Source organism: Faecalicoccus sp., from assembly GCF_036552745.1.
GTDB lineage: Bacteria > Bacillota_I > Bacilli_A > Erysipelotrichales > Erysipelotrichaceae > Faecalicoccus.
In genome coordinates, this window is sequence record NZ_JAXKBY010000028.1 from 1 (window position 1) to 24572 (window position 24572).

General features: G+C 38.0%; 21 protein-coding genes. 14 read left to right on the forward strand and 7 right to left on the reverse strand.

What is annotated here, in order from left to right; genetic code table 11:
* Positions 1–643 (reverse strand): Rpn family recombination-promoting nuclease/putative transposase (locus tag U0M88_RS01475; RefSeq protein WP_331868688.1); only part of this gene is annotated, 643 nt, incomplete at its 3' end.
* Positions 644–855: 212 nt separating this feature from the next.
* Here U0M88_RS01475 and uvrA point away from each other — a divergent pair.
* The 5 genes from uvrA (at position 856) to U0M88_RS01500 (ending at position 7565) form a co-directional block, all read left to right on the forward strand.
* Positions 856–3678, forward strand: coding sequence for an excinuclease ABC subunit UvrA (uvrA, locus tag U0M88_RS01480; RefSeq protein ID WP_331868672.1), 2823 nt, complete (start codon positions 856–858; stop codon positions 3676–3678).
* 4 nt (positions 3679–3682) lie between these two features.
* A complete protein-coding gene (hprK, locus tag U0M88_RS01485; RefSeq protein WP_022790147.1) occupies positions 3683–4660 on the forward strand; it encodes an HPr(Ser) kinase/phosphatase in 978 nt (325 codons plus the stop codon).
* Positions 4644–6101 (forward strand): prolipoprotein diacylglyceryl transferase, encoded by a 1458-nt coding sequence (gene lgt / locus U0M88_RS01490; protein WP_331868673.1) that lies wholly within the window; start codon positions 4644–4646, stop codon positions 6099–6101. The genes hprK and lgt overlap by 17 nt, the downstream gene beginning before the upstream one ends.
* Positions 6077–6991 carry a thioredoxin-disulfide reductase gene (gene trxB, locus U0M88_RS01495; protein ID WP_331868674.1) on the forward strand — a complete coding sequence of 305 codons (915 nt, stop codon included), beginning with the start codon at positions 6077–6079 and terminating at the stop codon, positions 6989–6991. Before lgt ends, trxB begins: the two co-directional genes overlap by 25 nt.
* 73 nt (positions 6992–7064) lie before the next feature.
* Positions 7065–7565 (forward strand): PocR ligand-binding domain-containing protein, encoded by a 501-nt coding sequence (locus tag U0M88_RS01500; RefSeq protein ID WP_022790144.1) that lies wholly within the window; start codon positions 7065–7067, stop codon positions 7563–7565.
* 35 nt (positions 7566–7600) lie between these two features.
* Here the strand turns inward: U0M88_RS01500 and U0M88_RS01505 are convergent, their stop codons facing one another.
* Complete coding sequence (locus tag U0M88_RS01505) at positions 7601–8449, reverse strand: patatin-like phospholipase family protein (RefSeq protein WP_331868675.1); 849 nt, start codon at positions 8447–8449, stop codon at positions 7601–7603.
* Positions 8450–8577: 128 nt separating this feature from the next.
* Between U0M88_RS01505 and U0M88_RS01510 the strand changes: the two genes are divergently transcribed.
* Positions 8578–8901 (forward strand): cyclic-di-AMP receptor, encoded by a 324-nt coding sequence (locus U0M88_RS01510; RefSeq protein WP_331868676.1) that lies wholly within the window; start codon positions 8578–8580, stop codon positions 8899–8901.
* Positions 8902–8970: 69 nt separating this feature from the next.
* On the opposite strand, the gene U0M88_RS01515 is transcribed toward U0M88_RS01510, so the two are convergent.
* The 4 genes from U0M88_RS01515 to U0M88_RS01530 all read right to left on the reverse strand — a co-directional run bounded on the left by U0M88_RS01515 (position 8971) and on the right by U0M88_RS01530 (position 11402).
* Entirely contained in the window at positions 8971–9330 is a 360-nt protein-coding gene (locus U0M88_RS01515; protein WP_331868677.1) for a hypothetical protein, read from the reverse strand.
* A 5-nt stretch (positions 9331–9335) separates the two neighbouring features.
* Entirely contained in the window at positions 9336–9653 is a 318-nt protein-coding gene (locus tag U0M88_RS01520) for a hypothetical protein (RefSeq protein ID WP_168965051.1), read from the reverse strand.
* Positions 9654–9817: 164 nt separating this feature from the next.
* Entirely contained in the window at positions 9818–11092 is a 1275-nt protein-coding gene (locus U0M88_RS01525; RefSeq protein WP_331868679.1) for a type II toxin-antitoxin system HipA family toxin, read from the reverse strand.
* 10 nt (positions 11093–11102) lie between these two features.
* On the reverse strand, positions 11103–11402 hold the full coding sequence (locus U0M88_RS01530) for a helix-turn-helix domain-containing protein (RefSeq protein WP_117446624.1): 300 nt from the start codon (positions 11400–11402) through the stop codon (positions 11103–11105).
* Positions 11403–11620: 218 nt separating this feature from the next.
* Between U0M88_RS01530 and U0M88_RS01535 the strand changes: the two genes are divergently transcribed.
* The 3 genes from U0M88_RS01535 (at position 11621) to U0M88_RS01545 (ending at position 13841) form a co-directional block, all read left to right on the forward strand.
* Entirely contained in the window at positions 11621–12016 is a 396-nt protein-coding gene (locus U0M88_RS01535; protein ID WP_331868680.1) for a Fur family transcriptional regulator, read from the forward strand.
* 4 nt (positions 12017–12020) lie between these two features.
* The gene (rbr, locus tag U0M88_RS01540; protein ID WP_168965047.1) at positions 12021–12554 is read left to right on the forward strand and encodes a rubrerythrin; all 534 of its coding nucleotides are present in this window, start codon (positions 12021–12023) and stop codon (positions 12552–12554) included.
* A 132-nt stretch (positions 12555–12686) separates the two neighbouring features.
* Positions 12687–13841 (forward strand): Fic family protein, encoded by a 1155-nt coding sequence (locus tag U0M88_RS01545; RefSeq protein ID WP_331868681.1) that lies wholly within the window; start codon positions 12687–12689, stop codon positions 13839–13841.
* A 16-nt stretch (positions 13842–13857) separates the two neighbouring features.
* On the opposite strand, the gene U0M88_RS01550 is transcribed toward U0M88_RS01545, so the two are convergent.
* Complete coding sequence (locus U0M88_RS01550; RefSeq protein ID WP_331868682.1) at positions 13858–15201, reverse strand: ATP-binding protein; 1344 nt, start codon at positions 15199–15201, stop codon at positions 13858–13860.
* A 177-nt stretch (positions 15202–15378) separates the two neighbouring features.
* Here U0M88_RS01550 and U0M88_RS01555 point away from each other — a divergent pair, with 177 nt between their 5' ends.
* The 5 genes from U0M88_RS01555 to U0M88_RS01575 all read left to right on the forward strand — a co-directional run bounded on the left by U0M88_RS01555 (position 15379) and on the right by U0M88_RS01575 (position 24358).
* Positions 15379–16182, forward strand: coding sequence for a mannose/fructose/sorbose family PTS transporter subunit IIC (locus U0M88_RS01555; protein ID WP_331868683.1), 804 nt, complete (start codon positions 15379–15381; stop codon positions 16180–16182).
* A gap of 165 nt (positions 16183–16347) precedes the next feature.
* Positions 16348–17589: a phosphoribosylamine--glycine ligase gene (gene purD, locus U0M88_RS01560; RefSeq protein WP_331868684.1), complete on the forward strand. Its 1242-nt coding sequence runs from the start codon at positions 16348–16350 to the stop codon at positions 17587–17589.
* Positions 17582–19252 carry a formate--tetrahydrofolate ligase gene (locus U0M88_RS01565; RefSeq protein ID WP_331868685.1) on the forward strand — a complete coding sequence of 557 codons (1671 nt, stop codon included), beginning with the start codon at positions 17582–17584 and terminating at the stop codon, positions 19250–19252. Before purD ends, U0M88_RS01565 begins: the two co-directional genes overlap by 8 nt.
* Positions 19253–19592: 340 nt before the next feature.
* Positions 19593–22004 carry a hypothetical protein gene (locus U0M88_RS01570; RefSeq protein ID WP_331868686.1) on the forward strand — a complete coding sequence of 804 codons (2412 nt, stop codon included), beginning with the start codon at positions 19593–19595 and terminating at the stop codon, positions 22002–22004.
* On the forward strand, positions 21971–24358 hold the full coding sequence (locus U0M88_RS01575; protein ID WP_331868687.1) for an InlB B-repeat-containing protein: 2388 nt from the start codon (positions 21971–21973) through the stop codon (positions 24356–24358). Before U0M88_RS01570 ends, U0M88_RS01575 begins: the two co-directional genes overlap by 34 nt.
* Positions 24359–24572: the final 214 nt, after the last annotated feature.

Sequence of the window (24572 nt, forward strand, 5' to 3'; positions counted from 1 at the left end):
CACCCTCCTTTGTATGCTTTTGTATAAACTCTTGATTTAAATTCACAAATACATTGGCATGATAGAAGATATCCTCTTCTACGTTCTCCAGTAAGGAATCCGTGTATAAATTTTCCCATTTCTTTTGATATACATATTGTATGATACGAAAGAACTTCTGTAAATAAAGACACATAAAATCGATAGGATCACTGTTAATGTCAAACAGTTCCATCTGATAGTCGGGAATCTCTTTTGCGTTCCACTGATTATCGACCATGCACTCATACAATCTCTTGCGATGTTCCCATCTCGATTCGCCCATGTAAAGGGTCAGGGAATAAATCGGGTACAACAGATGCAGTTTGGTATCGGTCTTGATCTGTTGATGGATACCGGCATACTTGTAGTTCAAGATACGAACAGGCATGTAGGGATCCTTCTTTCTTTGAAATTCAAGATGGAGAAAGAACTTGTTATCATAAAACATCAACAAATCATTTTCCTTACGAAATCCTAAATCATGATGTGTTTCCTTGTCATAGAGTGAAAGCTTATCTGGATCCAGAAGTAACCCCTTTTTAAAGTAGACGGTAGAAAACAGATCGGCAAAATGCTGTTTATTGGAAAAGACCTCCTTTAAACAGAGATCATAGGGATTCATTGTCAAAATATCATCTTCCTTTCTTTTTATAAATGAATCCTGAATCAGCACTATTTCTATTCCGGAAAAATAAGTACTACTATTTAATACGATAAAAAATCAAAAAACGTTTAAAAGTTTTTTAAAAAAATTGTCTTATACTTCAGAGATATGGTCTTGTCGGTAGGTGAAGTGTTTTTCCTATGGTATAATAACAAAGCAGGTGATAAAAAATGGAACATAAAACAATTTCAATCAAAGGTGCTCGTGAAAACAACCTGAAAAATATAGATTTGGAAATCCCTCGTGATAAGCTGGTCATTATGACCGGAGTATCCGGAAGCGGGAAGACCTCTTTGGCATTTGATACGATTTATGCCGAAGGGCAAAGACGATATATGGAATCTCTGTCGGCGTATGCCCGGCAGTTTTTAGGGAATAGTGAAAAACCGGATGTGGATCAGATAGATGGTCTGTCTCCGGCTATTGCGATCGATCAGAAAACGACTTCAAACAATCCTCGTAGTACGGTGGGAACGGTTACAGAGATTTATGATTATCTGCGTTTGATGTATGCGCGGATCGGTGTGCCCTATTGTCCACATCACAATGAACCTATTACCGGCAGTACGATCAAAGAGATGATCGATCGTATCATGGAATTGGAAGACGGAACACGTTGTACGATTCTGGCACCGGTGATTTCCGGAAAGAAGGGGACACACAAGGATCTTTTGGACAAGTTGATCAAGGAAGGCTATGTTCGTATTCGTTTGGATGGACAGATCGTTTATCTGGAAGAAGTGGAACCATTGGAAAAAAACAAAAAGCACAACATTGATGTGGTTGTGGATCGTATCGTGAAATCGGATAATCGTTCGCGTTTTCATGATTCCCTGGAAACCGCATTAAAGTTAAGCGATGGCCTGGCCATTTTACTGACAAAGGACGAAGAGATTCTTTTTTCCAGTAATTATGCCTGTAAGATCTGTGGTTTCAGCGTACCGAAACTGGAACCTAAATTGTTCAGCTTTAATGCGCCTTTTGGGGCCTGCCCGGAATGTAAAGGTTTAGGAATTACGCAAAAGGTGGATCTACAATTGTTGATTCCGGATCCTTCTTTATCCATTGATAAGGGAGGCATTCGCTATTATAAAAATATCGTCAATACGGAAAATCTCGAATGGCAGCGTATGCAGGCATTAATTGATTATTATCAAATCGATACAAGTGTTCCGATCAAAGATCTTCCGAAGAAAAAACTGAATTATATATTATATGGATCGGATGTACCGATTGCCTATCAGCTTCATTCGCGCGGTGGTATCCATCAAACGAAAAATGAATATATTGAAGGGGTCGTACCGATGATCGAACGTCGGTATATGGAAACAACTTCGGCTATGTCCAGAGACTGGTATGGATCCTTTATCGCCGATGCCCCATGTCCGGTATGTCATGGTGCGCGTTTAAACGAACAGGCTTTAAGTGTGCGTGTAGGTGGAAAAAATATTCATGAATGGACACAGATGTCGATCAAGGAAGCCTTGGATTTTATGAATCATTTAGAGCTGACACCCATGCAGGAAAATATTGCACATCTGATCATTAAAGAAATCAAGAACCGCTTAGAATTCTTAAATCATGTCGGATTGAATTATTTAACCTTGGATCGTTTAGCTTCTACCTTATCCGGAGGGGAGGCACAGCGTATTCGTTTGGCCACACAGATCGGTTCTCGTTTGACCGGTGTGATGTATGTATTGGATGAACCGAGTATTGGTCTGCATCAAAGAGATAACGATCGTTTGATTTCTGCCTTAAAAGATATGCGTGATTTAGGCAATACACTAATTGTGGTAGAACATGATGAAGATACGATGAAAGCCAGTGATTATATTGTCGATGTCGGACCAGGAGCGGGTATTCATGGCGGACGGATCGTTGCGGCGGGTACTCCACAGGAAATCATGGAAAATCCGGATTCTATCACCGGTGCGTATTTAAGTGGACGTAAACGTATTGAAGTACCGACAAAGCGCCGTAAAGGAAATGGGAAAAAGTTGCGTATTGTCAAAGCCAGTCAAAACAATTTGAAAAATGTAACCGTAGATTTTAAACTGGGAACTTTTACCGTTGTGACCGGTGTTTCCGGATCTGGAAAGTCCAGTCTGGTGACGGAAGTTTTAACCCATGGTGTACAAAATGCACTGGGTCGTCTTCGTATTAAACCGGGCCAGTGCAAGGAAATCAAAGGGCTGGAAAATATTGATAAGATTGTAGAGATCGGGCAAGATCCGATCGGTCGTACACCACGAAGCAATCCGGCGACTTATACCGGTGTTTTTGATGATATTCGTGATTTGTTTGCCCAAACTAAGGAAGCAAAAATGTTAGGATATGATAAAGGACGTTTCTCGTTTAATGTCAAAGGAGGACGTTGTGAAGCGTGTCAGGGTGATGGTATTCTTCGCATCTCTATGCACTTTTTACCGGATGTGTATGTACCTTGTGATCAGTGCGATGGAAAACGATATAACGAAGAAACGTTGCAGGTGCGCTATAAAGGAAAGAATATTGCGGACGTATTAGATATGACGGTCGAGGAAGCACTGGACTTTTTCTCCAATGTATCCAAGATTCGTCATAAGCTGCAGACTTTATATGATGTAGGTTTGTCGTATATCAAGCTGGGACAGAGTGCGACGACCTTGTCCGGTGGGGAAGCACAACGTGTTAAACTGGCCAGTGAACTGCAGAAAAAGGCAACCGGAAAGACTTTGTTTGTCTTAGATGAGCCAACGACCGGCTTGCACAGCGACGATGTACGAAAATTGATTGAAGTTTTACAGCGATTGGTCGATCATGGAGATACGGTGGTTGTGATCGAGCACAATCTGGATGTGATCAAATGTGCGGATCAGATCATCGATATCGGACCGGAAGGCGGTCAGGATGGTGGAACGATCTTAGTCACAGGAACACCGGAACAGGTAGTTGCCTGTGAAAAGAGCTATACCGGACAATATTTGAAACCTTTGTTGGAAAGGAAGTGAGAACATGGCACAGCAGGAAACACAGCCAACGATCAGCGTCAAAGATCTAGCGGCTAAATTTAATTGGGAAAGAGTAACGGGCGATGAAGAAAGCCTGCAGCGAAAGTTGGTCACCGCAGAAACCAATCGACCGGGGTTGGAGCTGGCCGGTTATTTTCCCAATACAGTAACCAAAAGACTGACGATTTTAGGAGATAAAGAAATCTTATATATTGAGCAGGAGATGGATGAAGTCTCACAGCGAAGAAGCTTTGAATTTTTGACGGGTGAAGATACACCGGCCATCGTAATTGCCCATGGGCATGAATGTCCGGCTATCCTGGCGGAAATTGCGATTCGTAAGAATTTTCCGATTTTTAAAACGGCAGTAGAAACCGCACATACGATTGTCAATGTCACCAACTATTTGGATGAAAAGTTGGCACATTCTATCATCATTCATGGCGAATTGATGCGTATTTATGGAATTGGTGTCATGATTACCGGACCTTCCGGCATGGGAAAAAGTGAGATTGCCCTGGAATTGATCAAAAAGGGACATCAGTTGATTGCTGATGATCGCATCGACTGTTATCGCATCCATAATGTATTGGTAGGGCGTACCCCGAAGATGTTGGAAGGCTTTATGGAGCTTCGTGGTGTTGGCATCATCAATGTAGGGCGTATGTATGGTGTTGGAGCTTTTGCCCATCAGACCAATATTGATTTTCAGATCGAACTGGTTTCTTTTGATGGAAACGAAGAGTATGACCGCGTGGGAATCGAGGAAAAAGAATACTCGGAAATTATGGGAGTAAAGATCTTAAAGATGCGCATCCCGGTCAGTGGCGGACGTCCGATGTCAACGATCATTGAAACGGCGGTTACGAATTACCTGCTGTTGCAGGATGGATTTGATTCGGCCAAAGAATTTGAAGAAATGGTCTTAAAAAAGATTGCGGCCAATAAAGAAGAGGATGAAGACAATGCAGCTCTTTCCTGATACAAAGATCATTCTTTCTATAGGAGGACTTCATGTCACATGGTATGCCGTCTTGATTCTGACCGGTGTACTGGCCGCCTACTTTCTGGCGCAGAACACCATGAAGAAATGGTGTTACAGTAAAACAATTTTAGAAGATTATGTAATTCCTATGATGGCTTTATCTATTATCGGCGCACGTTTGTACTATGTAATCTTTGAATGGGATTTTTACAGTGCGCATCCTGATCAGATCATTGCGATCTGGAATGGAGGCCTGGCTATCTATGGTGGTTTGATCGTAGGGGTTCTTTACAGCATTTACTACTTTAAGCGACAGAGGATCAGCGCTTTGCGAATGGCCGACTGTATCATGCCCGGCGTCATGGTGGCGCAGGCTTTCGGACGTTGGGGCAATTTTATGAACCAGGAAGCCTTTGGAAAGGTCGTACCGGAAAGCTACTATGCGTTATTTCCATCTTTTATAAAAGATCAGATGTACATTCAGGGAGCGTATCGTGAGCCGACCTTTCTTTATGAAAGTGCCGGGAATATTTTAGGCTTTCTATTTATTTATTTTATCTTTCGTAAACGTTTTTATAAAAGACGAGGCGATTGTGCCTTTATGTACTGTATCTGGTATGGAGTGCTTCGCTTTTTAGTCGAAGGCCTGCGTACTGATTCTTTGATGATTGGTGCTTTTCGAGTCTCACAGCTTGTTTCTTTGGTCATTGTGTTGTTTGGCATATTCGGTTTAAGTGGTCTTTTACATAAAGCCTTTCACTGGAATCATAAGCCGGTGATCCTTTTTGATCTGGACGGAACACTGCAGGATTCTCAACATCTGGTCTTTGAAACGTTTAAAGAGGTATTTCGAATTTGTAAACCGGAACATCAGCTGTCACAAGAGGAACTGTATTCTTTCTTCGGGCCTACCTTGGAAGAAACCTTTTTAAAATACTTTAAAAAGGAAGAACTGGATGATGTGATCGCCTTGTATCAGAAGATCAATATCCGATTACACGATACTTTATTGAAACCGATGCCCAATGCCTTTGAAACGGTATCGACATTACATGAACAGGGTTATAAAATGGCGGTTGTTTCCAATAAAAGGATTGGTATTGTGAAAATGGGATTAAAGGCCATTCATTTGGAGCCTTATTTTGATGTGGTCTTAGGAAAAGAACAGCTTCCTGAACCCAAACCAAGTCCATCCGGACTCTTAGAAGCATGTAACTTGTTAAAAGTGGGACATGATGATGTAATATATGTCGGAGATAATGTGACAGATATTTTATGTGCCAAGAATATTGCTGCATATTCTGTCGGTTTCAGCAATGACGAAAGACAGCTGGAACAACAAAAACAGGCACATCCTTGTAAACAGATCACAGATCTTCGTGAATTGATTGAATTATGTAAGGAGGAACGCGCATGGAGCGACAATACGATTTGGTAATCATAGGAGCCGGGCCAGCCGGAATGGCTGCCAGTGTATATGGATCTCGTGCCGGCTTAAAAACATTATTATTAGATAACGGAGCACCGGGAGGAAAACTGATTAAAACGCATTTGATTTCTAACTATCCGGGTGTAAAAGAACTTTCAGGTGTCGATCTTGCGACACAGATGTTTGAACAATCGACATCCTTTGGCGCAGAGTATGCCTATGGCGATGTCGAAAAAGTAGATGCGGATAAAAATGTGTATTTAAGTGATGGTACAGTTGTAGAAGGAAAGGCCGTAATCGTTGCGACAGGAACGAAAGAGCGTCTTTTAAACATACCGGGTGAACAGGAAAACATCGGACGTGGCGTATCTTTCTGTGCGGTATGTGATGGAGCCTTTTTTAGAGGAAAAGATGTAGTCGTGATCGGTGGCGGGAATTCCGCTTTGGAAGAAAGCTTGTATTTAACACAGTTTGCCAATTCGGTTACGATCGTGATTCGAAGAGATGTATTCCGCGCAGAAAAGCGAATTCAGGATCAGATTCAAAACAATGAAAAGATCAAGGTGATCGTCAAGCACATTCCAAAGGAAATATTGAGTGAAAACGGCAAAGTTTCCGGCATTGTTTTGGAAAATGTAGATACCAAAGAAAAACAGATGGTTGCCTGCCAGGGAATCTTCCCTTATATCGGACAGGATCCAATCACATCTTGTTTGGAAGGTTTGGGCGTTTTAGATGAAAGAGGCTATGTCAAAGTTAATGAGCACATGGAAACATCGATCAAAGGCTTGTATGCGGCTGGTGATGTGATCCAAAAAGAACTTCGTCAGGTCGTAACAGCAACCAATGATGGTGCCATCGCCGCCCAGCATGCTTTTCACGAGATTACCGGAATTTAACTTGTAAAGGCTTTCATTTTCCGCAAAAAAATGCTTTAATAGGGATAGAACTATTAGTATTGGGGTGAAAGATATGAACGCTATGGAAGCAATCTATAAGGCTATGGATGCCTATCATGAAATTACCGGATTGCACAGTTATTTTGTACAGGATGAGACAGATATTGTCAGTGCCAGTGCCAAAGAGAAGAATTTTTTCTGTAAATGTCTGAAAACCAGCAACAGTGCTTTAAAACATTGTGATGAGTGTACAGTAGAAAACTATACACAGGCATTACAATCCATGAAGGTACAGACATATTCCTGCCATGCCGGTCTTGTCAAATGGTCGGTTCCGGTAGAAGTTAAGGGATTGACAGGTGTGATCATTTCTGAAGGAGTTATTTCTAAGCAGCAGATCAAGGAAAGTGAAGACTGGATCTCCTATTTATCGGAAAAGTATAACGTATCAAAGTCGATCCTGTTGGAAAACTATCATCAGGTACAACAGATGACAGAAGAGCAGGTGGATCGAAGCATTCAGCTTTTAAAAGATATTTTAGCTTATTATGCCGCAAGTATCAGTGAGGACTAAGGTTCTCACTTTTTTCATGCATCAAAAAAGATGCATTATGCGATCTGAAGATATTCGCAAAGTGCATCTTTACAATCTTGTGCATCTTGATAACCGGTTTTGTATAAGCTTTCCAGTTTTACGACATCTTGTTCCAGTCGTCCCACACCATGCGTATCACTTGGATAGATGACAAAAAGCTTTCCTTCTTTTTCTAATTCTTCCATTTTTTCAAACTGGGCATTGTATCGAGTGTGTCTGTTTTTACAAGCATCGATCACATAAGGATACTCTTTGTACATTTTTTCAATCATCGGCATCAGCTTGTTGGAGCTTTTACGATAGCCTTTGACTTTTGTAGAAACCACAACGATCTTGTCATAGCCTTTATCCATCATAAATTCAAAAGGAATGGAATCGCCTAATCCACCATCTAACATTTCATGTCCATTAAATTCTACGATCTTAGAGATGATTGGTAAGGATGCACTGGCACGTATATATTCCATGTTTTCCTGAATATGAGGGATGGGCGCATAGATGGACTGTCCGTTTTCACAATCGAAACAGACACAATACATCCGTGTTTTGGAGTTATTAAAGGTTTTATAATCAAATGGATCAATGACATTGGGAATTTCATCATAGATGAATTGTGCATTGAATAAATCACCTGTTTGTATCAAAGATTTAAAAGAAAAGCTTCGTTTATCTACTAAATAGTGCGCACCAATACGAATGGCACGTCCTCTTTGTTCGCTGATATAGCTTGTCGCATGGCAGGCACCGGCACTGACACCGATCACACCGTCAAAATGAATGTTGTTGTCGAGAAGAAAGTCAATGGTTCCACACGTATAGGCTCCACGCATTCCTCCGCCTTCTAAAACGAGTGCTGTTTTCATAACATGACCCCCTTTATTGAATACTTATTATACCGCAATTGACGTTTGAGGCAAGGAAGTATCACCAATAAATTGATGTGGATGTGTTAGAAGGAGTATAATGATAAAAAGAAAGTGAAGTGATCAAAATGAAATTGATTCTTGCGATTATGTCGAATGATGACAGCCCTATGGTAAGTTCAGCCTTGAATAAAGATGGTTTTCAAGTGACCAAATTAGCAACGACTGGTGGTTTTCTTCGCGCCGGAAATACTACATTGATTTGTGGCTGTGAAGAAGAAAAAGTAGAAAAGGCAATTTCCATCATTGAAAAATACTCCAGTAAACGAACAGAGCTTGTTCCCAATACAGCCGGTTATGATATGAGTCATTTTGCGACTTTCCCTCTGGAGGTTCAAGTAGGTGGAGCTGTTATCTTTGTACTGGATGTTGATCAGTTTATTAAAGTCTAAAGAAAAACCAGGTACGCCGCCTGGTTTTTATATTACAGGGCTGAGACAATGTCCACACCCGGTAATGGCTTATTGAATTCTTTCCTGAATCAATTTCTGAATCTCTTCTGCTTCTTCTCTATCTTTTTGATAAATCGAAGTATTGAATTGTGTTTTGATATCCGAAACATAAATGGCGCGTACAGAATGATCCTTTAAGGTAAGCTTGATTCCTACATAAAGACTTGGTTCTGCCGCAATGCTCATAAAGGTAACACCACCTAATACTTGATGCGCAAAAGGTGTTGATTTCCCTTTGAATTTGGCATCTTCATTTGCCACAGATACTTTTTCGATATCCGTATAAGCTACCTCTTCAGAAGATCCGATAAGAATGGATAATTTCTTATTCTCATCATCAAATACAACAGATTGAAATTCTTTTTTCATGATCTTTACCTCAATTTTTCCAGCGATTTTTTAGCAAGCTCCTTATCTTCCTCGTACTCTTTGGTTTGAAAGCGTACCAGGCGATAAGATACGGGGGCAACAAGCTTATCCTCTCCGATTTCCATATAGATACAGATATAGAAAGATGGTGGGCTTAACCATCCGGTGGGAATAGCTGTATCGGCAATCGTATGTTGATAAGCAGTAGGAGAATCAATAAACTTTTTATCAATATTTACGATCTTACAGTTAGATACAGAAGATATAGGATATTCTTTACCGTGAATGTAAACATGATTCTCTTTAATTTGCAGGGTATGCATGATAACCACCTCGCTTAAAGCAATCAATAAGCAATATGTATGATCATTTATTAGATCATTACCATGATGAAGTGTTTTTTAACTAATTTAAGAGGGTAGCCTTTATTTATTTTCATTATATGTACAATTGTATGAAAATGCAATAGAATAATAGTCTTTACTTTTTATAAGCTGTTATATTGATTAGAAAAATAAAAAGCAGAACGAATTTGATTGATAGATTCTCTTGGGATTTTTTGGGTTTTCGCAAGACTTTCCCAATTGTTATGTACGGTTTGCAGAATGAACTTAATATCTTGTTTTGCTTTTAACGAATCCATTCCAATTAATTCAGAAAAGTTGATTAATGTTGGTAGACTAATTCGATTGTCATCATCTGTGACATTGAGAGATAAAGTATCACCATAAGGAATAGGGTTTACATCATAAAGCGGAGATAAAATCCATCCTTTTTTACTCAATAAAAATCCATGATTTCTTAAATGATCATCTGTGTTTGAAACAGCCATATTAAAAATGATCCTTTTCCAAAGTTCATGAATATCTTGATTTGGAGTAGCGCCATAGGCTTTTATAAAATCAACGATATCTAAATAACTTGAACCATATTGAGCAGAAGCACCGTCTATTTTTCCCAACAATGTCATAGCGGATGAGAAATGGATGCGTTTCTTCCCAATTCTATCAAATCTTTTTGTCAGAAAAGTACTGCCATATTTTGAAAACTTTTGAACCGATGTTTGCGGGACTTTAAGTCCACATAATTTTGCCAATTCCATTGTCAGCTTTTCCCAAGCGCCTATATCGGTTTCATCGTATTTAGATGGAAATTTTGCTATCCACAATTCGCCTTTTGTATCTTGGATGGTGGCTTTTGGTCTGGCTCCCCCTAGTGAAGATCCGGGCTTGATTAGCTGTTTGATCCATTTTTCGATATTGTCTTCTCTGTTAGTTTCAAAACCACGGGAAGCTTCTTCTAAATCTCTTAACGTAGCCCAGGGAGGGACTGCTTCATCTTCGTTGTCAGATAGAAATGGTCCATTCTTTTCTGTTTTAAATCGTAAGGCACCCATTCTTGTTTCGTCATAAACTCCTAACAGGAAATCGCTTGTAGTTAACGTTTTAGGTTTTCTACCTTCTTTTTGAGCGATAATCAGTTCTCTTCTTTTCATCAAAGTTTGTCCCCAACGATCTGGGCATGAGTCTGAAAAGATACCAAATAATTCTTGATGTATTGGATATTGTCTGCCTTGATAAAATTCAAGATTAGGATCTAGGATGAATTGAGTTATAGAAGTAGATTTTAACCAGGTATCATCATACTCAAACGAATAGTTTTCAGATCCTCTACTTTTAGATACAAATAATATCCCCATTAATAGAGGTTCATCATGACTCCAATTTTCATAAACATAAATTTTTTGTTCTTCGTTTGCCATAAGATTCCTCCTATCTCTTTTTTAGTAACTCTATATCTTGCAGCTTTCTTCCTAATTCATCATCTTTTGCGATTAATAATAAATCTTTATCCATGCCATTGATCGCATGAAGAACGGCAGCATAAACTCCCATAGATACAGAAGAGTTTCCTTTTTCAACGTTCCATAATGTAGAGCGACTAATACCAGCTCGTTCGGCCGCAAGAGTTGCCGAAATTCCTCTTCTTAAACGGGCTAGTTTGATCTGTTCTCCCATTTGTTTAAGAATATTTTCTGTACTTCGCATGATTTTTACTGTTTTTTTTGCCATATTGCACCTCAATGTTTGATTACAAAAACATTGTAGGCTATTTTGTTTTTGTAATCAAACATTTTTAATTGTTTTTAGAACAATTAGACTGAATAAAAAGATAGGAAAATCAAACAGGTAAACTATTGGCTAATGTGTTAGCTTTATCTCACCATTTCTTCTTGTTTTTCTATAAATAAAGGTTTAAACTAAGAACAGTTCTTAGAAAAGGGGATAAAATGTACAAGGTTTCGAGGCAAAGAGAGTGGATCTATGATTATATTCAGTCACATCCAGATCGTCATATGAGCGTAGAAGAAATCTATGAAGGTCTAAAAGAAGAAAATTGTGAGGTTTCAGTTGCGACTGTGTATAGAAATCTGAAGATCTTACAAGATGAAAATCGGATTGCCAGCTTAATGTTGGAGAGTGGGAAACAGGTTTTTGATAAGACATGTCGGCCACATGATCATCTGATTTGCACAACTTGTCAAAAAGTCTTTGATGTGGATATGCCTTATGATCGTTCCATTGAGCGCAAAGCGGAAAATCAGTTGCATATTCCCATTGAATCGCACTCTCTTGTGTTGTATGGAACATGTACAGATTGTCTTCAAAAGAAAGGTAAGGTATAGGAAAATGGAATTAAAAGGATCTAAAACAGAACAAAATTTACAGACTGCATTTGCCGGAGAAAGCCAGGCTCGTAACAAATACACGTATTTCGCCAATGTAGCTCGTAAAGAAGGTATGAACCAGATTGCGGAAATTTTTGAAGAAACAGCTCGTAACGAACAGGAACATGCTCGTTTATGGTTTGAAGCTTTAGGTGGAATTGGCAGCACAGATGATAACTTAAAAGCAGCCGCTGCTGGTGAAAACTATGAATGGACAACAATGTATAAAGAATTCGCGGATACAGCTCGTGAAGAAGGATTCACAAAGATTGCTTTCCAGATGGACAAAGTAGCTGAAATTGAAAAACAACATGAAGAACGTTACTTGAAATTATTGTCCAATGTAGAAGAAGGAAAAGTGTTCTCTGGAGAAGAAAGCGACACTTGGATTTGTGGAATTTGTGGTTTCCAATATACAGGTGCTAATGCTCCTAAAGCTTGTCCGGTATGTGGATATCCTCAGTCTGTATTCCGTAGAATTGCGAAAAATTATTAATAGATTTATTGTTTTAATTGGAAGAGCTGCTCTTTTAAAAAGAGTGGCTTTTTTTATGGTATAAAACTTGACTGAAATAAAAACGCAATGATAAAATGATACTAATTGATATCAATTAGTATCGGAGGTTATATGGAAATTACCAAATTCTTAGAGATTCTTCACGATAAAAAAATTATGGATTATAGAAAGATGAGTAATAAATATTCAGATACATTTCAGGAATATTTAGATACGCTTTCTATGTTTTATAAGAAACTTCCTTTAGAAGACGCACAGGGAAATTTTATGGTGTTTTTGGAAGAGCCTTTAAAAATTCAAACATCTACACTTAGAACATTGTTTCAAAATCAAAGTGATTTATATAGTAAAAAGTCTTTGGAAACAGAAATTATTGCGACTTCCGCCATAGAAAATATTGATTTTTCCAGAGATAGCGTGCGATCTATTTTATCAGGACAGGCATCTAAGAATGAAGAAGAAAGAAGAATTGAAGGTCTAAAAAAAGGAATGGAATTTATTGCAGATCGAGACAATAAGATCACGGAAGAGAATATATATAAGTTGTATAAGATGGCAATTGGTAAATATCTCGATGAAGAAAATCAGTTAAAGGAAGGCAATTTATATCGTCATGATTCGGTTTATGTAGTAGGAACAAAAGTAGAACATATCGGAATTAGCTACAAGCAAGTTTCTTCGTATATGAAGTCTTTGGTTGGATATATAAATCAAAAAGATGACATACAAGATCTTATTAAAGCTTGTATTATTCATTTTTATATCGCTTATGTTCATCCATGGTTTGATGGAAATGGTAGAATGGCCCGATTAGTACATCTTTGGTTTTTGGTACAAAGAGGGTATCAATCAGTATTGTTTATTCCTTTTTCCAGTTTTATTGAAAAGACAAGAAAACAATATTATGATGCCTATCAAACCATTGCAGACAATTATCGCTATACGCATAAAATAGATGTAACACCATTTTTGTTGTATTTTATAAATAATGTTTATAACAAGATCGAACAACCATTACAGGAGGCTACTTTTTCTGTATATCGATCAGCATTAGATCATAAAAAGATCACAAATAAAGAAGATAAGTTATGGAAATTTGTCTTATCTTATTTTGGTACGGAAGAATTCTCAACGAAAGAATTGGAAAAGGCATATGGAGATGCAGCCTATGCCACGATTCGAAGCTTTGTATTAAAATTTACGGATTTAGGTTTGTTGACGGCAATTTCTTATACGACAAAGAATAAGTATAGGGTGAAAAGATAAACAGACTCTATAAAGATTACACAGAGTCTGTATTTGGTAGCTCAAATATTTTTTTTTCTTGATCCAGAATAAATTCTAAGGCATATAGAGGATAGAAATATGTATTTAGATCGTCATCTTTTCCTATATTCTTTTGGGAAAGACGAAACGCAATCTCAGGATGATACTTCTTCACAAAATTTTTAAAGGAGACAGAGGTTGTATGTTTGCCTGCCTTGATTTCAATGGGGGTAATATGACCTTCATATTCGATGATGAAATCAATTTCTGAATGTTGATTGGGTTCATAATAATAAGCTGTTTTATTTTGTAATGCAAAAGTCTGCGCAATGATATTTTCATAGATCGCACCTTTATAGATTCCTAAATTACCTAATAAAATTTTTCGAATCGTTTCATCATCCAATTGTGACAACAGCAATCCACTATCGGACATAAAAACTTTAAAGACGGCCAATTCTTGTTGAATTTTTAAAGGATGCTGTATGTTTGACAAACGATGTACTTTTAATATTAAACCACTATCTTCCAACCAGATTAAACTCGCATCATAATGACGAGCATTATACCCTTTATGAATGAGACTATATTGAAATTTTTGATTTTCTTTAGCCAATTGTAAAGGAATGGATGAAAAACATTCGCGAATCCGCAAAGCTTCATTAGCAGAAGCATATTTGATCATATCGTTGAGATAATCATTTACGATTCTTCGCTGCATGTTTAATGTATTCGCAAAGGATTTTGTTTCTATATATTCTTTTACAACGGCAGGCATTCCGCCAACCAGCATATAAGTATTGAATAATTCATTCATTTTCTCATGTAGAATTTCCGGCAATGGAGTCTGATTTGTGATTGCTTTTTTGACGGAATCTAAAAGAGATGAAGAAATCTGCAATGCGTCTAAAAATTCCTGAAAAGATAAAGGAAACATTTGGATACTTTCAACATACCCTACAGGAAATGAAGTGGTTCTGGCAATAGCCACACCTAATAGACTTCCAGAACAAATAATATCACATGGAAAATCTTCAGCCATAAATTTAAGCGTTGTTAATGCATCCGGGCAAGCTTGCACCTCATCCATAAAAAATAATGTTGTATGGTCAAGAGGAGTGGAAGGAAAAGAAAGCTCAAAAAAAGGAATTAAATCTTTAGGGTTGTGTGTTTTTTGAAAAATTTCTCTAAACGGAAGATCTTTTTCAAAGTTAATTTCAATCAAATGAGCATATTCTATTCGTGCAAATTCACGAATAGAATAAGTTTTGCCAACTTGCCTTGCCCCTTTTATAATCAAAGGTTTTTTATTTGTTTTATTTTTCCACTGAATGAGATCTTGTTCAATCTTTCTTTTCATGGTATCACCACATACATTATATAAAAACCTATAAAAAACTGCAAGAAAGCAGAAAAATATATATAAAAATCTGCGATTTTGCAGTTTTTTATAAAATTTTATTCTTTTCCAGGAAAAATTTTAAAAATGGAAGAATTGTTGTATAGTTAACTTAATTAGAAGATGGGAGTGCTTTTCATGTCTTTAGTAACTTGCCTGCTTATATTAGTTGTTGCCTTTTTGGCCGGTGTAGAAGGGATTTTAGATGAGTTTCAGTTTCATCAACCGTTAGTAGCATGTACCTTAGTTGGTTTGATATCCGGATATTTAACAGAAGGCGTTTTGTTAGGGGGCTATTTGCAAATGATGGCTTTAGGATGGGCTAATGTTGGTGCGGCGGTTGCACCGGATGTAGCGTTAGCTTCTATTGCCTCCTCGATTTTGATGGTTCATGGATTACAGGGAAATCTTCCTGTAGATTTTGTGATTTCTGTATCAATTGCGATTGCCATTCCTTTATCGGTGATTGGTTTATTTTTGACAAAGTTTTGCAGGACAAAAGCAATCCAACTGGTACAAAAGATGGATCAAGCGGCATTGCAGGCAGATTTTAAAGCAATGGAAAGACAACAGCTATTAGGTATAGGTATGCAGGGAATGCGTGTAATGCTTCCGGCTTTGTTGCTGGTGTTGCTTCCAAATGATTGGATCATTTCTTTGATTGATGCCTGCCCGGTTGTTGTATTAAGAGGTTTGAGTGTTGCCAAAGGATTGATTCCAGCTTTAGGCTTTGCGATTGTCATCAACGTATTGGCTTCAAAAGAAACATGGGTTTTCTTTGCCCTGGGATTTATTTTGGCGGGTATTTCATCACTTTCCCTGGTTGATGTTTGTATCATCGGAGCAGCCATGATGTTGATTTATATGGCTTTGAAAAAAGGAACAGATCAAGGAACGGATTTCGATATTGATGCATCGATCAGTGATTTGCTGGATCGATAGATAAGTGTGGGGTGTGGAATGCACATCCTTTTTTTTAAATTTTCTTCAAAAAAGTTTGAATTTTAAGTTTCATAGTCCTTTATATGCTAAAGACATCAAAAGAAAAGATAGTTAGAGCACAATGATTCATGTTAGAATGTAAAGGATGAAAAGGAGAACAGGTTCATGAAAATTCTAGTGATTGGAAAAGGTGGAAGAGAACATGCTTTGGCTTTGGCGTGTTCTAAAAGCAAACTTTGTACACAATTGTATATGGCACCGGGAAATCCGGGCATGGCAAAAATTGGTACATGTGTGAATGTTTCGGATAGTGATGTAGATGGATTGGTGGCATTCGCCAAAGAAAAAGAGATTGATTTAACAATCGTTGGACCGGAGGCAACTTTGTCTTTGGGCGTTGTGGATGCGTTTCAAAAAGAAGGGTTGAAGATCTTTGGCCCGACAAAAGCCGCTACACAGGTAGAATCCAGCAAGGACTTTGCGAAAAAGATCATGGCTAAATACAACATTCCTACGGCGGCTTATGAAACCTTCGATGATTATGAGAAGGCAGTTGCCTATGTAAAAGAAAAGGGAGCGCCTATTGTTATTAAGGAAGATGGATTAAAGGCTGGAAAAGGTGTAACGGTTGCCTATACGTTAGATCAGGCATTGGAAGCTTTAAAGATTGCGTTTGAAATTCCGGGCAATAAAGTGGTTGTGGAAGAATGCTTAGTCGGCTTTGAATTCTCTTTGATCTGCTTGGCGCATAATGATGTAGTCGTGCCATTACAGATTGCCCAGGATCATAAGTGTGTGGGAGATGGTGATACAGGACCCAATACCGGTGGTATGGGATCGTATAGTCCGGTTAAAAAAATCACACCGGAAATCATTGAACATACGATGAATATCGTTATGGTACCAATGGCTAAGGCCATGATTCAGGAAGGTGTTCCGTTTACCGGCTTCTTGTATGGTGGCTTGATGTTGACGGATGCCGGTGTTAAAGTCATCGAATTCAATGCCCGCTTTGGAGATCCGGAAGCTGAAGTTATTCTACCTAGACTGGAAAGTGATTTTGTACAGGCGATCCTGGATGTCATGGATGGAAAAAAAGTAGAATTAAAGTGGACCGATAAAGTCAGCCATGGCGTGGTTTTGGCCAGTACCAACTATCCGGCAAGCTCGACAAAGGGTGCCATCATTGAAAATCTGGATGCGGTAGATGCCCTGGTTTATCATATGGGAACCAAAGAAGTGGATGGTCACCTGGTAACAGATGGTGGACGTGTATTGATGATTACCACCTTGGAAGATACACTGGAAAAAGCTTATGAACATACATATAAAGAAGTAGAAAAGATTCAATGCAGTGATTTGTTTTATCGTCATGATATAGGAAAGAAGGATATGGAACATGAGTAAGTCAGATTTAGAGATTGCACAGGAATGTGTCTTGGAACCGATTGAAAAAGTCGCAGCTAAAATTGGTATTCCATCCGATTGTCTGGAACATTATGGTAAATATAAGGCAAAATTATCCTTTGATTTTATTAAAGAACTAGAAAAAAAAGAAATGGGTAAATTGGTGTTGGTGACAGCGATTAACCCGACAAAAGCCGGAGAAGGAAAAAGTACGACAACCGTTGGTTTAGGGGATGCCTTAAATCAGATTGGTAAGAAGTCGATGATGGCTTTACGTGAGCCAAGTCTTGGGCCTGTGTTCGGTCTAAAAGGTGGTGCTGCCGGCGGTGGTTATGCCCAAGTCGTTCCAATGGAAGATATCAACCTTCATTTTACCGGGGATATGCATGCGATTACGACAGCCAATAACTTAGTTTGTGCCATGATCGATAATCATATCCATCAGGGAAATGAATTGAACATCGATCCGGAAAAGATCACCTTTAAACGTTGTCTGGACATGAATGATCGTACCCTTCGTGATATCACGATTGGTCAGGGATCCAAAGCCAATGGAGTAGAGCGTAAAGATGGTTTCAACATTACAGTTGCCAGTGAAGTTATGGCGGCTTTGTGCTTGGCCAGTGATTTAATGGATCTAAAGAAATGCTTTGGTGAGATGTTGGTTGCCTATACGTATGAAGATAAACCGGTATATATCAAAGATTTAAAATGTGAAGGCGCCATGGCCATGGTTATGAAAGATGCGATTCTTCCCAATATCGTACAGACTTTAGAACACAATCCGGTATTGATCCATGGTGGTCCATTTGCCAATATTGCGCATGGATGTAACTCCGTGATCGCCACGAAAGCTTGTTTACGACTGGCCGATTATACTGTAACCGAAGCAGGTTTCGGAGCCGATCTGGGTGCTGAAAAATTCTTGGATATCAAGTGTCGATTAGCTGATTTACATCCAAATGCTGTAGTCATTGTAGCTACGGTACGTGCCCTTAAGCAGCATGGCGGTGTTGCCTATGAAGATTTAAAAGAAGAAAATGTACAGGCGTTATTGGATGGTTGCCAAAATTTGGCCAAGCATATCGATACCATCCAGCAGTTTGGTTTACCTTATGTGGTTGCGATCAACCAATTTGTTTCGGATACCGACAAAGAAATTGAGGCATTGGAAAACTGGTGTAAAGAAAATGGACATCCGATGTCTTTGTCAACTGTTTGGGCTGATGGGGGAAAAGGTGCAATTGATTTAGCCAACAAAGTCATTGAACTTTGTGAAAAAGAAAATACTTATGCACCACTGTACGATGTCAACAAATCTATCGAAGAAAAGATCACAACGATTGCCCAGAAAGTGTATGGAGCTGATGGGGTAGAATTTACCGAGGAAGCAAAAGCACAGATCGAACTATTCAATAAAAATGGATGGGATAAATTACCAATCTGTATGGCTAAAACACAGATGTCTTTAAGTGATGATGGATCCGTTATGGGAAGACCAGCCGGATTTAAAATTACGGTTCGAGAACTCAGACCAAGCTTAGGTGCCGGCTTTATCGTTGCTTTGACCGGTAAAGTATTGACCATGCCAGGACTCCCAAAACATCCAAGTGCATTAGATATGGATATTGATGAAAATGGAAAGATTACAGGTCTTTTCTAATCTTTTCTAAAAAAGTAAGTCAAGAGAGTGCAAGGAGAGCGTATATATCGTATGATATGCGCTCTTTTTATTTGTTTAAAGCATTAAAAGTGAAAAAGAATTACATTCCCCCTAGATTATGTTAAAATATGTGTAAACAATGGCACATTCGTTGCCATAGCTTGTGCCACGTTAAAAAAGACCCTATAAATATAAGTGTAATTCGTTATATTTTACTCATAAAATATGAAGGTTTTTTACTATTAGGCAAAAATATAACTGAAATACAACTTATTTTTGTTTAATAATCCCATAATCGAGGGGGAGTAATCTCGATTTCATATATAGAAAGGATGGTTTTATGCTAAAGCATGTAAGGCGAGGAGCTGCATTGATTTTGTCGATGGCAATGTTTATACAGTTAGGCATAGGCAATAACTATATTACGTTTGCCAATGAATACTCACAGACTCCAGAACAAACCCAGGAAGAAAGTGGAACAACCACACCAGAAACGACTGGGGAAGTGCCGGAAGAATCCAGTGATGATTCAACAGGTACACAAGAAAGTACAGAGCCAGCACCAGAAACAGGAAATAACGAAGGAACGGTTCCTGATAATGTGGCAGCAAGTACTTTAGTAGTGCAATTTGTAAATGAGGACAAGACAAACATTGATGTGAATCAATATCCGGATAAAGAAATTGCATTAACAGGGTTGGATGTGAATGATCCTTATCAATTGGTATTTAATGATCATCAAATCAATACAGAAATCGAAGGATATACACTTTCAAAAATCGTAGATGCCAATGATGCACAGAAAGAATATCCTTTAACAACAATTGAACAAGGATACGTTGATATTACTCTGTCTCAAAATATAACTAAATTACAACTAGTTTATACAAAGAATCCGGAACCAGCACAACAACCGGAAAACAATCAGACAGAAATAGACAGTCAACAGCCTTCTGAAGAACAGGAAGAATCTTCAGAAGAAGATGGCCAACAGGAAGAACAAACTAAGGAAGATACAGAAACAGTAAAAGAAGAAACTGAATCTGAAGAAGTTTCAATGCCGGAACAAGTTCTTTCTGCAGTAGCTAGCGATGGGGCAACAATTACAATCATGGCTCCAGAAGGATCTGTTCCTGAAAATTCTACAGTTGTTGCGGAACCGGTAGAAAACGATAGTATTGCACAAAGTATTGAAGATGCTCTTAATGAAGAGGATAAGACTTTAAATGAATACAAAGCTTATGATATTACTATCCTAGATAAAGATGGAAATGAAATTCAACCTGAAAAAGATGTGCAAGTTTCCATTACAGGTGTATCCGTTTCAGGGGAAGAAAAAGCCGTATTCCATATTGATGATTCCAACAAAGTAGAAAAAGTTTCAGATACTAGTGTTGGACAAACGACTTTATTTAATGCAGAAAGTTTCTCGATATATGTAGTAGCTGGCTTAAATGAAGGTATTAGTGAAAGAACTATTTCAACCAGTACAAAAGAAATACGTGTAGGTGAATCTATTCGGCTAAGAACAGATCAAATGCCAAGTCCATATGACCATAAATGGACTATTAGTGATGCATCAGCACCTATTAACAACCAAGTTGTCAGTCTTTCCAACGAAAGTAGAGATGGTGTAACTGTAACTGGTAAAACAGAGGGCGTTGTTACTGTTACACATGAATGGAAAAGTAATTTATTTAGATGGCGCAAAAAAGGTTCTGAAACAATTAGAGTAACCGGCGTGGTCGAAGGGAACAATCAATCATATACAGTCTATGTTTATAGTTTAATTCCAGGGAAAGACATTGATTCTGGCGAAGCACCAGATTTAATTTGGAATGGAATGGGAAAAGGAACGGTCACAAGAGTACTGTCACCTAATAGTTATGCAAACGCATCGATTATACCATCAGGAACGTATACTTATACACCGCCTGCAACTTATCCAAATATTGAGGTAAAGGGAAAAACTTATACATATGATCAAGAAGGAACAACAATTAACACATATTCCATTGAAATTATTAGATTGGTTACTGCTGGAGGAGCAAATCCAGGAAATAATGGATATAACGACAGTGTAGAAGAGCATATTCCTACGTTTCATTTAGATACAAGAATTGTCTTACATGATGAAGAAAGAATGCAGGTAGGTTTCCATATTAAAGCACCTGGACAAAATGAATTTGTTGTAGATGAAGAAACAAACAGATATTATGATGTTGGGACATCAGAATCTGATATTACAAAACCTGATGTTGAAGAAAACGTCACACTAGCTGATGGAACACAATGGAAATTCGATGGATGGTACAAGAATGAAGGCTGTACAATGCTTGCAAATTTTGACGGAACACTAACTCAAAATCAAGACTACTATGGAAAATATGTTCAAGTAGGAGAATATAAGGTACAGTACAATGATGGAAACGAACTTTACAATTTTGGAGATGGTACAGAAAATCCTGAAATAGTAAATATTAATGATGGTTATGTAGTTAAAGGCAGTGATGCTATACATGATCAAAGTAATAAACATATTCTTGTCGGTTGGATTACAGAAGAAGGATTAAAAGGATTTGGGTTTGGTAATGGAAATATAGTAATCAATAAAAAGGCTCTTTATGATCAGGTTTTAGAATCAAGTCATTTTAGAGCATTTGGAGAGACCTATAAAGACAATGTCAAAAATGGGGAAACTATTAATTTGTATGCTATATGGCACTGGAAAGCATTGTTCAAGCTAAAATAACTGTTGTATATCATGGAAATGGAAATACAGGTGGTAGTGCTCCTACAGATGATCAAACATATTATGCAGACCAGATTGTTACTTTAAAGGGAAAAGCTGAACTTGAGAAAACTGGATATACCTTTAAAGGATGGTCATTACTAGAAAATGGAGAAGTCATTAATGGAAATACAATTGATTTGTCCAAAATACAGTCAATACAAGAAGGCGCACAAATATTAAATCTGTATGCACAGTGGACACCGGCCGAAGGTACAGCATATAAGGTAGAACACTATAAAGTCAATGCGGAAGGCACAAGTACCACATTGTTCGACACCGAAAATCTGACGGGAACTACGGAACAATCAGTGAGCGCAACACCGCAAACGATTAACGGTTATACCTATAAGGCTGATTTTGATCAGAACGGTATGAAGACCGTAGCTAGTGGCACGATCGTTGGTGATGGAAGTCTTGTCTTGAAACTGTACTATACACCAAATGATGATCAACTGAAGTATGATGCCAACGGTGGAGAAGGAACAATGGAACCGACCGAAGGCAAAGTCGATCAGGAAGTTACAGTAGCCGAGAACACATTCACAAGAAAAGGTTACAATTTCGCAGGTTGGAAGACAGCTGACGGAACGAACTATGATGAAGGATCGACCTATAAGTTGACAGCGAACGATGATATTCTCTATGCACAGTGGATACGTGATTTATCAACTGTCACTGTCACACCATACGAGGGTGCTTATGATGGTAAAGGTCATAATGTAACGGTTAATGGTACTATTGATGGTGACCAGGTAGAATATTCTATTGATGGTACGAACTATACTGATAACTTATCATTTGTTGATGTAACAGATGGTGAACAGAAAGTTTATGTTCGTGTAACAAATGGAGAACAAAGTACAGTTGTAGAAAGCTATGTATTGATCACACCGGCTAGTGTTACTGTTAAGAGTGGTTCTGCTAAGAAGGTTTATGATGGAACTCCATTGACAAATACCAAAGATACTTCAATCTCTGGTTTAGTAAATGGAGAAAAAGTTACATTAACAACTACTGGAACAATTACCAATGTTGGTTCAGCTTCAAATACAGTAACTGTAGATTGGGGCAGTGTAAAAGAAACGAACTATACTGTGACTTATAAGTTTGGTACATTGACTGTAACAGCTCAAAGTATCGATCCTAGTGATCCATCATACTTAAATGTAAAAGTAAGCAAACCTGAAAATAAGGTTTATGATGGTAAGGATCATAAGTGGATTCCAGAAGTTACATTAGAAGATGGTACTCCATTAGTTGAAGGTACAGATTATACAGTTACTTATAGTACTGAAAACTTTAATGATGTTCAGAAAATTAAAGTGACAATCTCTGGTACTGGAAACTATAGTGGAACGGTAACACGTACATACAGAATCACACGTAAGCCAATTACAGTCACTACAGATAGTGCAATCAAGGTTTATGATGGTACTGCTTTAACAGCAGATGGACGTGTCGAAGGTATCGTTGATGGTGAAACTTATGGATTTGTAATTACGGGTACACAAACCGAAGTCGGTACATCTAAGAACACTTATAAGATTGAATGGACAGGTTCAGCTAAAGAAGGTAACTACAAGATTATTGAAGATTTAGGTACATTAACTGTAGTTCCACAATCAATTGATCCAGAAGATCCAACCGAACCGGAAGATCCAGATCAACCAGTTTATGCAGGTATTACAGTCAATAAAACAGAAGACAAAGTTTATGATGGACAAGAACATAAATGGACACCAACTGTAACTTTATCAGATGGTACTGTATTAGATTCTGAAAACTATGAAGTTTCTTATGATACAGAAGACTTTGTAAATGTTACTGGTAAGATCACTGTTACGATTACTGGTACTGGAAATTATGCAGGTACTGTAACACGCACATATCAGATTACACCACGTGCTGTAACCATCACTTCTGCCGATGATTCTAAAGTTTATGATGGCACTCCATTAACAAATGGAAATGTATCGGTAACAGAAGGAAGCCTTGTATCTGAAGAAGATATCACATTCAAGGCAACGGGATCACAAACAGAAGTAGGAAGCAGTGCAAATACGATTGAAGTAACTTATGCTAATGAACAGATGGAAAAGAACTATGATGTTACATTGGTAGAAGGAACTTTAACAGTAACCGAAAAACCAGTTGAGAAACCAGAAGATTCAGATTCTGATCAAGATTCTGAAAAGACAGACGGTGAAGATACAGCAACAGCTACCAATGTAGGTATCTTCGCATCACTGGCTACAAGTGCTTTAGCTGGTATGGGAATCTTAACTGCATTAAAGAAAAGAAGAAAAAACTAATCACTTCTTTGAATGAGGATGAGAGCTAAATGCTTTCATCCTTTTTTTATTGTCATCCCTAATTGTTAAAAATGTAAAAGTACTTTTAAAAATTAAGTAATCAATTGGAAGTTGAATAAATTAATTCTAGAAGTACTTTTTATTGACTCATTTTAAATTGAATTCACTTCTAGTTAGTTGTATATTTTGAGGCAAGGAGTAATACATACTATAC